Below are 15,439 nucleotides of genomic sequence, written 5' to 3' on the forward strand. Positions count from 1 at the left end.
ATATCAGTTTACTGTCTGTTCTACTCTGCGAGAAGGAAATACCCGCTTTATCTTGATGCTCAATTACTCTGGCGGGCCAGTATAATATGTCGATTAATTACAGTTAATATTTATTGACGTGTTTTTATCAATATATCTTAATATCTCTTACTTTGTATGGTATTATAATTGCCTCATTCACCTCACAATATGGAGTAACAATGACACTGATGGAAGATGCAAAGAAGGGAATCGTCACCCCCTCAATAGAAGCCGTGGCAAAAGCTGAAGGAATAGATCCCGAGACTATCCGCTCCTGCGTGGCAAAAGGGCTGATAGCAATCCCCATAAATAACAGGCGGGAAACCCTTCCTGTCGGCATTGGCAAATATATGAGCACAAAGATCAATGCCAATGTAGGGACTTCGAGGGACTGCATCGATATTCATGCCGAAGTCGAAAAAGCAAAGACTGCAGAAGCCCTCGGCGCTAATGCGGTCATGGATCTTTCCACAGGCGGGGATCTGGACGAAATCCGCAGCCTTATCCTTAAATCTGTCCATATTCCCGTAGGCACGGTTCCGATCTACCAGGCTGCAGCTTCCAGAAAAGTTGTTGTAGAAATGACGTCGGACGATATGTTCAATGCTGTTCGGAAACATGCCGAACAGGGCGTGGATTTCGTAACCGTGCACGTCGGAGTTAACCTTAATTCCCTTGAACGTCTGCGCCAGAGTGACAGGATAATGAATGTTGTCAGCCGCGGAGGTTCTTTTACCCTTGCATGGATGCTGCATAACGAGGAAGACAATCCCTTCTATGCCGAATACGACTATCTTCTTGAAATCGCAAAAGAATATGATATGACCCTGAGCCTTGGAGACGGGATGCGCCCTGGATGCATTGCCGATGCTTCCGACCGCCCGAAATTCATGGAATTCATCACACTCGGAGAGCTCGTAAAGAGGGCAAGAGCTGTCAATGTCCAGACCTTTGTGGAAGGCCCCGGACATGTTCCCTTAAATGAGATCGAACTCAGCGTCAGGGGCATGAAAGAACTCTGCAATGATGCTCCTCTTTACCTTCTTGGCCCGCTAGTGACAGATATTGCTCCTGGTTTCGATCACATTACCGGCGCAATAGGGGGGGCAATTGCGGGGATGTATGGCACGGATTTTCTCTGCATGGTAACACCCTCTGAACATCTTGCCCTTCCAACCCTCGAAGATATAAAAGAAGGCTTGCTCGTAACAAAAGTTGCAGCCCATACCATAGACCTTATAAAGGAAGGCCCGAGAGAACGCGCCTGGGAAAGGGACATAGCTATGGCATATGCCCGCAGGGACCTTGATTGGGAAAAGCAGTTTGAGCTTGCAATCGACGGCAACCGGGCTCGCAAAATTCGGGATGCCCGAAAGACTGAAAGTGACGCCTGCTCGATGTGCGGTGATCTCTGCGCGATGAAAATCGTAAAGGAAGCCTTCGAGGAAAAGAAGAAGGAAGAGTAATTCTTTTCTCAATTTTTTTCTCAATTCTTTTTAACTCTTTTTTCAATCATTTTTTAACTTTTTTTCCCACTTTCCTCAGCTGCCCTTTCAATTTTCGCAATTTCTCATGCTATCGTTTTTTCAGAAAACCGGCTTGATTACTCAAACAAGACATCTGCAGAAGGTCGATTTTTTCACCCTCTTTTAGCTCTTTATCAATTCTTTCTTCTGCAGAACCTTAGTTTTTCAAATCTCTGAAGAAACGGTACCGTCAGCTCACGCCCATCCGACAGAAACTAAAAATCATGTGATAAATGGAAAACAGGCTCGGCGTTTTAGCGAACATACCTCGACCATGTGATGTGGGTGATATCTCAGCTTTGCTTTTCGAAGCCCGCTGATGCCGAGATCGCTTTCTCGATTGATGTATTCGACCTCGCTGACAAGAACTGCTGCAGTTTCTGCATTGATTGCCTTGTAGATTCCTTTATATTCAGGCAATCCTTTCTCAAAATGGATTAGCGCCGTATTAGCGTTGAGACGTTCAAAAAGAGAGATGGCGCCTACCTGTGAATTGACCCTTATCAAAAGGCCCTGCAGGGGTAGTTCGATGAAGTGCTCGATCGCGTAGAAGATTGCCTCTATTTCGTGTGAAAGTATGAAATCATCCTCGCACCTTTTGCTCTCACACCACTTTACCAGGAACTCCATTATTTCTTCCCGGTTACTGGGTGTTATCGTCTCGATCGTGTACAGGTAATTTTTCCGAAATTTGTTGATCTGGCTGCGAATCTTGAGATATTTCTTTCCTGGAAGCTCTGCAAGGTCGAGAGCTCGGTACACATACTCGAAACGGTTCAGTTCCGGAACCAGCATAAGGTCAGGATCGATCTCCTTTATCCGCTGCGCAGTACCAGGATCAATGAGTATAAGAGGCTTATTATCATCGCCCATATCCAGCGCCAGCCGTATGAGTGCACGCATGAGCACAGGATTGTAGGGGCCTATGGGCGGATGTAATCTGGTCACTCCTGCGGTGGTGCACGCAAGTATCAAGTTCCCGTTAACATACGCATACCGGTACTGCGTAAAATGGCTCCAGCAAACCATATTCGTGAAGGTGTTGTCGCTGTGGGTTTGCGGGTAGAGCGCGTAATGGCTCTCGAAAAAAGCCCGATCTGCAAGCGTGACCGGTTTGAAATCTTCCTGACAAAGCATTTTGAACAAGACTTTTTTGGCTTTTAATTATTTTTATTGATAAATACTGTGTACGGTCAGTTATTCTTACTCCCCAACTAATATGATTTTCACTAAATAATCATTTATCCATCAGGGTTTACATTAATGAGGTTTATTTCTATAAATTAGATTAAAGTACTATTTTTCTGTCGTGGGGGTGAGTTATTGAAAATCATAAGCATGAGAATCTCTTTTCATTTTCCGTAAATAAGGGGGGTATACTCGTTTTTTCAGTATTGATCAATAATTCATGAACAAGACCTATTTTTCAAGCTAGTGGTAAATTACGTAGCTTACGAATAGAATCATATAAATTCAATCTCATCAAAGAAATAAATTCAATCTCACCAAACCTGCTGAGATTATCTTAGTCTATTAATTTGATAAGGGAATTAAAATGACCGAAAATGAACATAAATTAGGTTTGAGTATCCGCACCGCAGAAAAAGAAGATGTTCCTTTGATTCTTGAATTCGTTAAAGGCATTGCTGAGTTCGAAAAGCTTTCTCATCTGGTCACAGCCACAGAAGAAACCCTGATGGAGTCCATGTTTGGGGAAAAGCCTTCTGCGGAAGTTTTCTTTGCGGAACTGGATGGGGTACCTGCAGGTTTTACGGTCTTTTTTCATAACTTCTCTACTTTCGGGGGGAAGAAGGGGCTCTACATTGAAGATATTTTCGTAAAACCCGGGTTTCGCGGAAAAGGAATAGGAAAAGCAATGTTTCTTCGCTGTGTGAAGCTTGCAAAAGAAAGGAACTGTGGAAGAATGGAATGGGCAGTTCTCGACTGGAACCCGGCAAGGAAATTCTACGAATACTTTGGGGCAGGCCTCGTAGAAGGATGGCACATCTATCGTATGAACGAGGACAGATTCGAAAGTTCTCTTAAAAAATAAAATCAAGGTAAATTTTATCCACAGGCCTAAAAGCAAAAGTTGATTCCGGATTTAAGCCTTCAGGTCGTATCTTCCTGCTGGATAAAAGAGTGATGTTCCAGGCGCTCAATCCTCTTTTCAATATTCTCCATTTGCTGAAGAAACTCTTCTGAGGCTTCTCCGCCCTGTTCAGCTCCAGATCCTTTCCCTCCGACTTTCTCGGCAAATTTCTGAGCAATCTGCATAAATTTATCCAGTTTCATGATCGGGAATGTCTCAAACCTGCACAGCCCTATGAAAGGAAGAACTGAAGCTGCATACGTTTTCTCGTCGGCAGTTTCATAAATCACAAACGTGCGGTAGCCCGTAAGGTCAGTCCACTCGTCGATCACTTTTATGCCTTTAGGGTATTCATAATTTGCATAGAAATTCGCGACTTTTAATGAGTCTTTCGGCTCCCAGGTTATTATATCCATCAGTAGCATGATTAAATGGCAAATGTTAGGCATTGTTGAGGCTAATATCTAAAACCCCTTACCCCGTTTTTACTGGTTAATATCTACTCGGATATATATTATTCTTATCGTTGATCTGACCCCTCCATCTTAGCAACGCTTTCCATTGGCAACCACTATGAAGGACAAAAAATTCCATTCATTATTTTCTGATCATCCTTTCTCGGTTTTCTAGACTTCTTTTTCTGCTTTGGTTGGTAGTAATGGTTCTATTTTTAGTGTTGATATTACGGTACATTCCTCTACGTCACAATTTTTTCCACTTCTCAAACTGTTATCGTTAGGATTCCTATATACTCCGACCAGAAACTATTATATATTTTAGTTATAGAATAATTAATCATCTAAGGGAAAAATAACACGGCGAAAAATATGGGTGAAGGTAAAATGAACTTGAGACTCCAGACTGGGAGCACCGGCAGAAAAAAGGATAGAACTGGCAGACCGTCAAGCCTTTCTTTTCAAAGATTTATTTCATGGAGTGGAGAAATTATATGACTGTTATAGATGAGCATATCGTTGATCAAAGTAAACATATTGTTGATGTCGCCTTGAAACTGCGAAATCTCGATCTTGAAATTGCTAAAAATCCAAACTGCTATGAGCTGAAGTCGAGACGATTTAAAGTATTGGAAGACCTTCACGACAAAACTCGCATAGAGATGGTGCAAGCTGCAGCCGAATTACGTAGAAGTAAAGACAGAGAGGGGAATCAATGTGCTGATTGTATGAGATGTGATTTATATAAGGAGTTTGTTTGAGTCGTAACTGTGCCACTGAAATCTGACAAAATTGTTTTTTTTCAACTCAATAGGAAATCAGCTCGGGCTGAACCGAAGCAGAAGAACTCCTTTTTCTCGGGAGTTCTCCAATCTTCAGTCGTCCCATTCATGAGTAAAATTTTTATTCCATTCTATATATTTAGTGCTGCCATTGGATACAGATCTACATAACCACAGTAACTTCCATTCTCCGAAAAATTTTACAAATTCGTTTTGGCTTGAAGTAGATCTTTAAAAATCTCAAAATTGCACAGCGATTTTCTGGCTAAATAACTTATCTCTTGAAAACTTGATCATAATTATCTATATACACATTTTCTGGTACTGATTTTATTGCAATGTACAAAAGAGCAGGAAGGATTATTATGTCATCGAGATACCCAATTACAGGTATAAAATCAGGTATTAAGTCGATCGGCGATAATGCATAGACTATGGCGATCCATAATATTATTTTTGTAGTTTTGGGAGTTCGGGAGTCTGCGCATAGAAGTTTGCATAGTTCAATGTATCTTTTCGCATTATCTTTTATTTCTTTTAGTTTCATCATATCTACCAAAGATGCAGACGTAATTCTTTATAAATAATTATCTGTATCAATTTATCTCATAACTTAAAATTTACTTTAGAACTTACGTAGTTGAACTGAGGAACCAAAAGTACGTAAATTCAACCTGCAGATAATCTGTGGGTGATAAAGCTGTTGAATCGAAAGTTATAAATCTTTTTTCTTGGACTACACAGGTTCTGTTATTTGTGAATGACATCTCAACTAAATAAGTATTTATCTTAAGTGTAAAGAGTCCTTAGCAAATAGTAAACACAGATACTTCTCTGAAAAAACGCAGGCATTCCTGGATTTTAAGTAGCTTCCAATATCTTCTGTCTTATTGGCGTATTCTTGTACAAAAGAAGATAAAAAAAAATAAATTATTATAGGTTGGGTTTTTGATCAAATCTTATAAAAAACCTTTCTCCTTTTTTAAGAGCTATTCTTGTGCTTACAGTTTTCATTAGCCCTACTTCACGACCTTTTCGAATCCTCATACTTCCCGGCTTAAGTTCAAAGAATGGGTTTTTTCACATCTTACAATACTCTATATGAGCTTCTGCACAAGATTTCCAGATTCTCTATGGGAATGATATCGGGATCGTTTCCTTTGGGATAGGTGCAAGGGTAAATTGAGTTTATTCAAATCGATTAATTTTCTATCGCCCGATCAGCAGAATCTATCATTTACCTGCGGTTATCTCAGGATTTAGGGTTTTGTTAGGATCTTGTCCATATTTTTCCACGCTAACAATAGTTATTCACCATCAAGCGACTTAAATGTGAATGTCTGCACTCAAAACTATATCTATTTTTTATCAATATGATCATTCATGAAAACACTATAAATATGGCGAACTTAAGTATAAATATTAAGATGTTGTACTCTATTTTATAATGTTTTTACTGTAAACCAATTAGATTACTTCCTCAAAACCAGACTGTGTGGATATTATTAAATTGAATAGTCCGGTTAAAGAAGTATTTTTGAACATATCAGAGTCCAAATACGAGGCTTATACCAGGTACATAATCGGTGGATAATAATGAAGTTGCAGCAAACTAAAAAGGAAAATTCTTACTTCATTTATCAAAAGTTTTTGTATTAGAACCTAAAAAAACTTTTGAATCACTGCATAAGAGGAAAACGTCTAATATTGTCTTCATAAGGGTCTGACACGATGAAATTTCACAATTTTAAACCATATGCAAAATATGGATTATCTCTCTTATTCATAATTAGTTTAGTTAGCACTGCATATGCAGATACAAATCAGCTTGTGTCTTATAACTGGTCTGAAGATACTGGAAATACCACAGTTGATAATTCGGAACACAAAAGTAACAGTACAATTATCCACAGCATACAGAATTCAAATAAACCAGGAGGTATTGCTCTATCATGGGACGATTCAGGACATATTGATACGTGTTATAAATATTTGCCAATTTTCCAGAAGTATAACGCTACGTGTACTATAAATGTAAATATAGTAAGTAACAGGCCACAGACCATAATAAATGAACTAAATGCACTTCATTCGGCTGGATGGGAAGTAGCTTTGCATGGGTATAATCACGTAAATTCAGTTCAATTTCTAAATGATAACAATTCTACAATGTGGCTAGACCAGGAAATATTCCCTAACATCGTAGAAGTCACCCGTTATGGTTATCCGGTTTGTACCCTTGCATACCCTTATTCAAGTAGAAATGCAGCTACTGATGCAATAGTAGCTCCATATTTCCGAACACTTAGAACGAGAACCCCCACGGTTGTAAACGGGAATATAAACGAAACAACACTGGCTTATTACAAATGGGATGATACTCAACTTCTTTATGGTGTTGAAATAGATGACCAGTCTTCTGGTAGCAGCTTGGAATCTATAGAAAATGGAATCGATTACGCAATAAAAACTGGGAATGTATTAGTGTTATATGGGCATGCAATTACTCCAACTGCTACCGGACCATATCAAACTTCAACATCAAAACTGGATTCAATTCTAAATTATACCAGTCAGAATGGCGGAGTATTTTATCATATGGGAGATTTGGGTAATTCGTCCTGGGTGCAACTCCCCAGATTTTCTAATGTGGCTGCAAATTATACAGTTTCTACAAATAGTTTATTTGTTGGGAAAAATGTGACGTTTGTGGATTATAGTATCAACCAAACTACTGAACTGCTTGATTTTGGTGACGGTTCGCCTACGAGTAGTACTGCAAATGTCACTCATACATATACAACACCAGGAATTTATACGGCTAATCTAACGGTAACAAATGACGTTTGCAGTGATTCGATGTTCCAAACAATTAAGGTTATTCAACCGTCAACTCCGGTTGCTAATTTTACCAGTAATTGTACAATTGGATTTAGGCCACTCAATATCACGTTCAAAGATACATCAACCGGATTTCCAAAATCTTGGTCATGGGATTTCGGGGATGGAAATACATCAACAACCAGGAATCCGGTACATGAATATTCGAATGGTGGAAATTACTCTGTTATGTTGACAGTGGTGAATGACATAGGATCGAATTGTACTCAAAAAGTAAATTATATAACAGTATTGCTACAACCCCCATCGTCTAATTTCTGCCCAAATACAACATGTGGAAATATCCCATTAACTGTTCAGTTTAATGACACCAGTATAGGATTTCCAACGTCATGGAATTGGGACTTTGGAGACGGATATACTTCAACTGAGCAGAATACAACTCATACTTATTTTTCAGCAGGAACCTATAACGTTAAGCTTGTAGTGAGCAACGCAGACGGAGATGCCTCAAAAACTGATACAATAACTGTACTTGAAGACAGCGGTGGAAGCAGTGGAAGAAGCAATGGTGGGAGCAACGGTGGAGGCAGTGGTGGTGCTGGTGGTTCCCCTGAGCCTGCAAAGAATGTAAAAGTAAAGGAACTTTCGCAGACTTTTATTACAAGCGGAAACCCTGTAAAGTTTGATTTCCCAAAGAATGTCACTGCTATTGTTTATTTAAGCTTTGATTCAAAGAAAACTGTTGGCAAGACAACGACAATTGTTGAGATGCTGAGAGATAAATCTACGCTTACGCCGGATGCACCCGAAGGCGAAGTCTATAATTACCTGAATATCTGGGTTGGAAATGGCGGATATGGAAGTGATGAAGATAATCTCGAAAACGCGGTTGTATGTTTCAAGGTTGAAAAATCCTGGATAAGGGATAAAGGCATTGACAAGTCTTCAATCACTCTCAAAAGGTACACTGACAAGAAATGGAATGAGCTTCCAATCACTCTACTAAGGGAAGATGACGAATATCTGTATTTCACAGCAAAAACTCCGGGATTCTCGCCCTTTGCAATAACAGGTAAGATTACAGCAAAAGAAGCTGCGACTGAAATACTGCCTAAACCTGGCACTCAGGATCTTGAACAAAACGGAAGTATAAAATCAGAAATTGAAAAAAGTCCTGAGCAAATAGGAAACACAAGTACTCCTCAGAAAGAAAACGCAGGCATGCCCGGATTCCAAATGATTTACTGTATTATCGGGCTGCTCGGTGTATTCTTGTATAAAAGAAGGTAAAACAGAGTGAATTATTCAGGACTTACGCGGTTGAACTGAGAAATCAATAGCTAGAAACTTTTACTATGTAAATTACTAACCCAGCCACAACGCCGAAAGTGGTTGATTTTGTCAAGTGCGTAAGTCCTAATATAATAAAATTGATGCAACGAAAGCAAAAAACAACAAAGGTAAGGCACCGTCTAAAATATTAGATTTCCAACTATAAGATAAAATCAAACCAAAAATTATTAAAAATAACTGAACAGCTCGTTCTTTTCTTTCAAGGAGTTCTTTTTGGCCAAAATAACTACTTTCAGCTTTAAGAATTTATTAAATTCATCCTGAATATATGAAATAATTAAAATAATCCTGAAGATATGTATTAAATGTATCTGTAAAAAATGGCAAACGACAAACTATCTAACTATTTTTATACAATTTTGTACATTTTCTATTATATGTTTTTGAATTCGAGGGTATGTTTCAGTAAAGCCAGTGATTATATAGGCTATAAGAATACAGGATTTTCGGTCTATAACCAGCCTATTTAACAGCTTTTTATAATTAAAGAGTTGATCCCCAAACTCAAAATTACTTTTCTTAATCACGGATACCGAAATCGAAAAAGAAAAATTGAAAAGCTCTACATAATCTTTTACAATATAATCACAAGCAGGATTAGGAAAATATTGGTCTATCCGCCTCCATGCTCTCCCCTGCCTTTTTCCACAGAATAATTATATATCGAAAGTCCTCTTCATACAAATAAGTATTTTTAAAATTTATATAAAAAAGTATAGAAAGTAATATCAAGAGGGAAGTCTTTCATACTTAGAAACAGTCAAACTCAACTTAGGTATTGGAAAATTGGAATATAGATTATATAGTTAGTTCTATAGTATCAAAATCAGATATTTTATGCACGATTTTGAGCTTTTGGATAAACTCAAAAAAGGAGGAAACAATAAAATGAAGAGATTTACAGTATTATCACTGGCTGTTCTCATGCTTCTGATTGTATTTGCATCTGCCGCAAGTGCAGCAGCACGCAGTAATGTGTACAACGGCTCTGACATCGATGATATTATCGACACATATGGTGACGGTACGTCTCTTACAATCGATGCTGCTGAATTTGAAGGATTCTATTACGATATTGACAACGACGTGAAAACTGAAACTATTTCCATTAAAGATGTTTCAGGCACTCAGAGCAATGTCATTGGAGAAAGTGGCCTTGTCTACGAAACCCAGATCCAGCAGGTTGCATACGAATACGAAAATGCAAATGCAGGCTGGAACCAGTACCCGATTATAGGTTTCTTCGGTGAAGGGTACATCCCACTCCAATCCAACAGCGCTGACAAACTCGCAAAACTGATTCTTGACAGTGACGACAAGTACACTATCATAACCGGCGAAACTCTTGACCTCGGCCAGGGCTACACTCTCGAAGCCAAGCAGATCGATGTTGACGGTGAGAAAGTCTGGCTCCAGTTCAACAAGGATGGAGAATACGTAGATGACAAAATCATCTCAGTCGGTACAGATAACAGCACATGGGACGTCGAACTAGATGACGTGCAGGACGAAGACGACGTTGTTGTCTTGAGAGTCCATGTCAACCAGGTCTTCCAGGGCGCATCCGACAGCATTGCCCAGATCGAAGGTATTTGGCTCATAGACTACGCAAACGCAATGACCATCGAATCTGACGACGACTTCTGTAACCTCAACGACGTTTTAATTAATGGTGATACCCTTTCCATCAGCAATGAAAATACCTTCATTCTGGTCAGGAACTCTGATCAGGAAATCGCTGAGAACATGTACTTCCATATAGCTAACACCAATCCCGATGTGCTCCGGTTCTATCTATGGTGATAATCTCATAACTCGGAACCTATAAAATCAAATTACGGGCAGCTACTCCACCTTAAGCAGGCTGCCCGACAATTCAATTTCAGGACAAAAACGTGTGAAAAATAAGGTATATAAAGCCGTTAAATCGAACAAAAAGAAGTTCGGTAGCAGTATGTTGATTTTCTGCAATATCATAAATCTTAAAAAGTTGGTAGGTTGAAAATTCAATATTGAAAGAACGAAATTGTACTCAGTACACAAAAAATTAACTTTGAATTTACAGCAAATTCGTGACACTGCTCCCATTTCCTGCAGTTTTTGGTATTTGTTACATAGATTATAGCAGCCTTTTATTATTTCGTTGCTATGTGAAATTTCATGAATATTCAGTCTTCTAGAGTAGAGTTGATTGACTTTCTCTATTGATATTTTATAAGTATGTCTTCTACGTTCCGACCCTCTCATTTTTCTGCTTTCTTCTTACTATTCTAAACTCGATCGTTCCAGAAACCATCGAAATACCGGACTTATGACTGATGACAGTCCACTTTAGAGCAAAATTATTTTGAGAAATACATATCAAGTCTAAAAATAAGCCTTTTGATAGACGTTTACTGCTTTTTATTTTTACTTCTACTTACTTAGGACCCACCGCAAAATAACATAGGCAGTTTTTAAGAATGTATTAAATAACTTTCACATGCAAGAGGGATGATTTAACTTTAACTAAATTATTTATTGCCTAAGTTATTTCGTTACAAATTCTTAGATGATACGAGAAATATTAATAGTTTAAATTAATAATTAATATGAAAGGCTTTTATATTTTTGTTATAATATGGTTATATTGTGGAGAAGGATAATATGGGGCTGCTAAGTTATTTTTTTCAACTTTCTTGAGGTTCTGTCAAGTCTATGGAAGCTAAGGAATTTTTTCAGCTTCAGTTGAACCTATAAAATGACCAGTCCTCGTAAACTTAAAAGTACAGTAAATTATATGAAGAGATGAAATCTTAATGAGTCACCAATTTCCTCCAAAAAAGAGAGGTCAGAAACCAAAGTTCGATCATGAAAAAATCGAAGAACTCCTCAAAGCAGGTGAGAAACCCTTTAAGATTATGCTTCTGTTGGGTTGTTCTTATGGGGTTTTAAGGTATGTACGAAAGAAAATGGGAAGAAAGAAAGTATAATTTTAAAAATATATTAATTTGTATTCGGTTAAGATATGATCTGTAAGAAATGTGTTGCTTTTAATGCATTTTCCTGTTAACCTATTATTAAATTTATTGAGTCGTTGAGGGTGAAAAATATAACTAAAAGACTATTTGCAATCACTTGTACCTTCTTATTCATAATAGGCCATATGTTCAAGCGATGGAAACATATGCAAAAATCTCTTGTCTGGAAAGGATTTCTAAGCGAATCTATGTGGGTAGATGACTATAGAAATCGATCGCTTTTCAAGAAATTAGTTTTTTGGGTGAATTATCCTTCCTCTTATGCTAAATTTTTATGGGTTGTTGCATGGGATCGTATTGACAGATTAGGCTTTAGAGATTCAAGCGCAAGGTCTACTAAAACAGGGATGGAATACCAAAACTCCTGTAAAATCCAATAATATGAAAAGTTATTAGTTATGCTGAAAAAATTACTATTTTCTGGTTTTATTGCTTTGGGAGTGCGGAGGGTCACGAATACCCTATCCTTTAGGTCGGGGATGAAGTGAACCCTCGCCTCTTTTTGGTTTTGTTTAAACCTCTATATCATCGCTTCTTTGTAAAATAAGGTTTCTTGGTACCATAGTTACAGGAGTTGGGAATGCGACTCTATATCAAGGAAATCTTGTCAAAGGATACTAAACTATTCCCCATAAATCGGCGTGCGGCCCATCAGCATACCCCATCCTTTAGGGTGGGGTGGCCGCATGCAATTTGATTTATTCATCAGAAATGAACGAGGCTTTTTATTAAGCTATGATTATAAAAATAGAGTGATTTTTGGTTAAGACAATTTTCCAAAAAACGGTACTGTAGAAAAAAAACTGTACTATGGATATAGGGCAGTTGCGTACACTTTTTTAACGTTGTATATATCCGAAATTTGGTGCGAGGAGTAGATTTGAACCCATGAAATCCTTCAATATCGGATTTTAATAATGAAGGAAGAAGCCCGAAAAAAGGGAAATGGGGACTTAACTAAAATTGTTTACCTACATATCTTCTGATTGCCAAAATTTTGACTTTTTGATGTACTTCTCGATCCTTTCAGCATTCCACACACCTTCCATCCTGGACAAATTAGAGGCACGGTCAGCGAATTTTAAGACAATTCCGCGTATAGAGTGCAGATGAGGGAAATACCAGCCTGTATCATCTTCTTTTCTTTCGTGTGTAACCTCAAGAATCAGATCAGCGACATCTGCGCCGAATATGGCAACTAACATTTCATATGTCGTGTCGGTATCTTCTAATGTGTCATGCAGCAGAGCAGCCGTCTGTAGTGCAAAGTCATCAGGGTATAATATTTTGACAATTTCATAGACCTGCCAGCAGTGGGTCATAAAATAGTCCTTTCCGGCATCGTCAAGCTGCTCTGCGTGTGCTTTTGAACCAAATACTATTGCTTGCCTAACTGTTATACTAATTTCGTCCATTTTCATCACTTTCGCAATAAACAATATATACCATTCCTTCAACAGATACTAATTCCATACACTGAAATAAAATATTCCGATGTATACAGTTCTTTCAGTATCGTTTATCTTCGCCAGCTTGCCTCTCGCATCTTATGACATATTGATCATCAGCGATAAATGAATTCCCTTTATGACTCTCAACAATACTATAAAAGGAATTATGTAATGCCTGGGAATATGGGACTTTTATGGGAACTCTGTGAGTTTAGAGAAAACCCAGATTTAGAGATTGCAAAACAATTACCCACAAAGTTTGATCAATTGTTTTCGACTATAACAGGATATGAAAAGCTGGATGAAAGAAGCTGTAAAACAAAAGAGAACAAGGAACATCTCTTGAAGACATTGATTTCACCAGAGGTACCGCTGAATAACAATGCAGCAGAGTTAGCGGCAAGAGCAAAGGTCAGAAAAAGAGACGTGAGCCTGCAAACCATAACAGATGAAAGAACAAGGGCAAACGATACATTTATGACGATTGTTCAGACAGCAAAGAAACTGAGTGTAAGTGCATATGATTACATATTTGATAGAGTGAGCAACACATTTGAAATGCCGTCTCTAGCAAAACTGATCAGAGAAAAAAGCTCATTGAGTTGAGTAAGAGCTTTCCACTCAATTTGAAGAGGATACGTTATCACTAATGCTCAAGTTCTGTAAACTTATATTATTTTGTAACTATTCAGCTACCTAATAATCACCATCAAGAGCCGTAATTTACGTGGACTGTAATGTCTATTATACTTAAGCTTATTTTATACTCTGATGTCAAATGAAGGCGTTTTTAATTTTGCTATGAGCCCTAATTTTGGTTGCCGAGATAGTCAAAATCAGCGTCAATTGGCTCATTTTATGGTTTATGAATAGTTACATTATTTTTAAAATATTTTTATCTTTCTATTTGAATCAAAACCTGTGAATTTTTCACAAAGTACTACAATTTATCTTACGAGTAATATGAAAAAAAAATATATACAACTCGTAATATTAAGTACATTAGGCTTGCTTATGATCGCAAACGTTGCTGCAGCAGACACCTATCTCAATTGGTGTGGTAAAGAGTGGTGGGTAAGAAGTGGAACTGGTAATCCTGGTGGTAACCATTGGAGCAACTCAAGTAATAGTGTTTGGGTTGATGAAAACCAGAAACTGCACCTTACAATCCAAAAAATCGGAAATACCTGGTATTCAACAGAGGTTGATACAACATCCGCTAACTATACATATGGTGTATACACGTGGAAGGTTTCGTCACCAATACTGAACCTTGATCCTAACATTGTAGCGGCTATGTTCTTCCGCCATAACGATACCAATGAAATAGATATCGAAGCTACTCAGTGGGGCTGGATATACAGTGACAGACTTAGTTATGGTGTCCAGCCAAATGCATATCAGAGTTCAATATCTTATGACTCTTCTTACCAAAGAGCTAAAAACGTGATATACAGGTTTGATTGGGAACCAACATATGTCCACTTCACTGCAAAACTACCTAATGGAACTGTTATATCTGACTGGAACTGTACAGATCAGACAAGCATTCCACATGTGGCTGGCGGAGTTGCTATGCAGATGTGGCTTATGAATCACCTAGTGCCGATAAATGGACAGAATGCAGAAATGGTTTTGTCTTACTTTAGTTATGTACCATCTTAATTGAGGCGGAAGCCTCTTTTCTTTTTTAACTTAAATGGCTAAGAAGGGCCTCTTGTTCATTGAGCAGGTGTTCATCTGCTATTTTGTTTGAGGAGTTCTCGGGAACCTATCTAATGAAGTTCTCAAATTAGAATTTTTAATTAAAATTACGATTATAAGACTTTAATTGGAATTTAAGTGAAAAATAAGATGTACTTTTTTTGGGGAAACCATTAATTGCCTTAATTAGT

Annotated in this window: 11 protein-coding genes; 7 read left to right on the plus strand and 4 right to left on the minus strand. The window is 38.1% G+C overall.

Features of this window, described 5'->3' with window-relative positions; translation table 11 throughout:
* Positions 1–200: 200 nt before the first annotated feature.
* Positions 201–1,487 (plus strand): phosphomethylpyrimidine synthase ThiC, encoded by a 1,287-nt coding sequence (thiC, locus tag RG963_RS08275; protein ID WP_310575792.1) that lies wholly within the window; start codon positions 201–203, stop codon positions 1,485–1,487.
* A gap of 282 nt (positions 1,488–1,769) precedes the next feature.
* Here thiC and RG963_RS08280 read toward each other — a convergent pair whose 3' ends face one another.
* Positions 1,770–2,684 (minus strand): DUF2156 domain-containing protein, encoded by a 915-nt coding sequence (locus tag RG963_RS08280; RefSeq protein ID WP_310575793.1) that lies wholly within the window; start codon positions 2,682–2,684, stop codon positions 1,770–1,772.
* Between the two features lie 418 nt (positions 2,685–3,102).
* Between RG963_RS08280 and RG963_RS08285 the strand changes: the two genes are divergently transcribed.
* Positions 3,103–3,600 carry a GNAT family N-acetyltransferase gene (locus RG963_RS08285; protein WP_310575794.1) on the plus strand — a complete coding sequence of 166 codons (498 nt, stop codon included), beginning with the start codon at positions 3,103–3,105 and terminating at the stop codon, positions 3,598–3,600.
* A gap of 59 nt (positions 3,601–3,659) precedes the next feature.
* On the opposite strand, the gene RG963_RS08290 is transcribed toward RG963_RS08285, so the two are convergent.
* Positions 3,660–4,055: a DUF3303 domain-containing protein gene (locus RG963_RS08290; RefSeq protein ID WP_310575795.1), complete on the minus strand. Its 396-nt coding sequence runs from the start codon at positions 4,053–4,055 to the stop codon at positions 3,660–3,662.
* Between the two features lie 533 nt (positions 4,056–4,588).
* On the opposite strand from RG963_RS08290, the gene RG963_RS08300 reads away from it, so the two are divergent.
* Positions 4,589–4,855 (plus strand): hypothetical protein, encoded by a 267-nt coding sequence (locus RG963_RS08300; RefSeq protein ID WP_310575796.1) that lies wholly within the window; start codon positions 4,589–4,591, stop codon positions 4,853–4,855.
* A 295-nt stretch (positions 4,856–5,150) separates the two neighbouring features.
* Here the strand turns inward: RG963_RS08300 and RG963_RS08305 are convergent, their stop codons facing one another.
* Positions 5,151–5,426: a YkvA family protein gene (locus tag RG963_RS08305; protein ID WP_396654701.1), complete on the minus strand. Its 276-nt coding sequence runs from the start codon at positions 5,424–5,426 to the stop codon at positions 5,151–5,153.
* A gap of 1,181 nt (positions 5,427–6,607) precedes the next feature.
* On the opposite strand from RG963_RS08305, the gene RG963_RS08310 reads away from it, so the two are divergent.
* Together RG963_RS08310 and RG963_RS08315 are read left to right on the plus strand one after the other, a co-directional pair.
* Positions 6,608–9,010, plus strand: coding sequence for a PGF-pre-PGF domain-containing protein (locus RG963_RS08310; RefSeq protein ID WP_310575797.1), 2,403 nt, complete (start codon positions 6,608–6,610; stop codon positions 9,008–9,010).
* Between the two features lie 951 nt (positions 9,011–9,961).
* Complete coding sequence (locus tag RG963_RS08315) at positions 9,962–10,876, plus strand: S-layer protein domain-containing protein (RefSeq protein WP_310575798.1); 915 nt, start codon at positions 9,962–9,964, stop codon at positions 10,874–10,876.
* Between the two features lie 2,188 nt (positions 10,877–13,064).
* Here RG963_RS08315 and RG963_RS08320 read toward each other — a convergent pair.
* On the minus strand, positions 13,065–13,508 hold the full coding sequence (locus RG963_RS08320; protein ID WP_310575799.1) for an HD domain-containing protein: 444 nt from the start codon (positions 13,506–13,508) through the stop codon (positions 13,065–13,067).
* A 219-nt stretch (positions 13,509–13,727) separates the two neighbouring features.
* Here RG963_RS08320 and RG963_RS08325 point away from each other — a divergent pair, with 219 nt between their 5' ends.
* Complete coding sequence (locus tag RG963_RS08325) at positions 13,728–14,150, plus strand: hypothetical protein (protein WP_310575800.1); 423 nt, start codon at positions 13,728–13,730, stop codon at positions 14,148–14,150.
* A gap of 402 nt (positions 14,151–14,552) precedes the next feature.
* A complete protein-coding gene (locus tag RG963_RS08330) occupies positions 14,553–15,209 on the plus strand; it encodes a glycoside hydrolase family 16 protein (protein WP_310575801.1) in 657 nt (218 codons plus the stop codon).
* The last annotated feature ends 230 nt before the right edge of the window (positions 15,210–15,439 follow it).

Origin of the sequence: Methanosarcina baikalica (assembly GCF_031461075.1) — an archaeon.
Classification (GTDB): Archaea; Halobacteriota; Methanosarcinia; order Methanosarcinales; family Methanosarcinaceae; genus Methanosarcina; species Methanosarcina baikalica.

Coding starts and splice junctions, on each gene's coding strand:
- thiC (WP_310575792.1), top strand. CDS start 201: ATGACACTGATGGAAGATGCAAAGAAGGGAATCGTCACCCCCTCAATA.
- RG963_RS08280 (WP_310575793.1), bottom strand. CDS start 2,684: ATGCTTTGTCAGGAAGATTTCAAACCGGTCACGCTTGCAGATCGGGCT.
- RG963_RS08285 (WP_310575794.1), top strand. CDS start 3,103: ATGACCGAAAATGAACATAAATTAGGTTTGAGTATCCGCACCGCAGAA.
- RG963_RS08290 (WP_310575795.1), bottom strand. CDS start 4,055: ATGGATATAATAACCTGGGAGCCGAAAGACTCATTAAAAGTCGCGAAT.
- RG963_RS08300 (WP_310575796.1), top strand. CDS start 4,589: ATGACTGTTATAGATGAGCATATCGTTGATCAAAGTAAACATATTGTT.
- RG963_RS08305 (WP_396654701.1), bottom strand. CDS start 5,426: ATGATGAAACTAAAAGAAATAAAAGATAATGCGAAAAGATACATTGAA.
- RG963_RS08310 (WP_310575797.1), top strand. CDS start 6,608: ATGAAATTTCACAATTTTAAACCATATGCAAAATATGGATTATCTCTC.
- RG963_RS08315 (WP_310575798.1), top strand. CDS start 9,962: ATGAAGAGATTTACAGTATTATCACTGGCTGTTCTCATGCTTCTGATT.
- RG963_RS08320 (WP_310575799.1), bottom strand. CDS start 13,508: ATGGACGAAATTAGTATAACAGTTAGGCAAGCAATAGTATTTGGTTCA.
- RG963_RS08325 (WP_310575800.1), top strand. CDS start 13,728: ATGGGACTTTTATGGGAACTCTGTGAGTTTAGAGAAAACCCAGATTTA.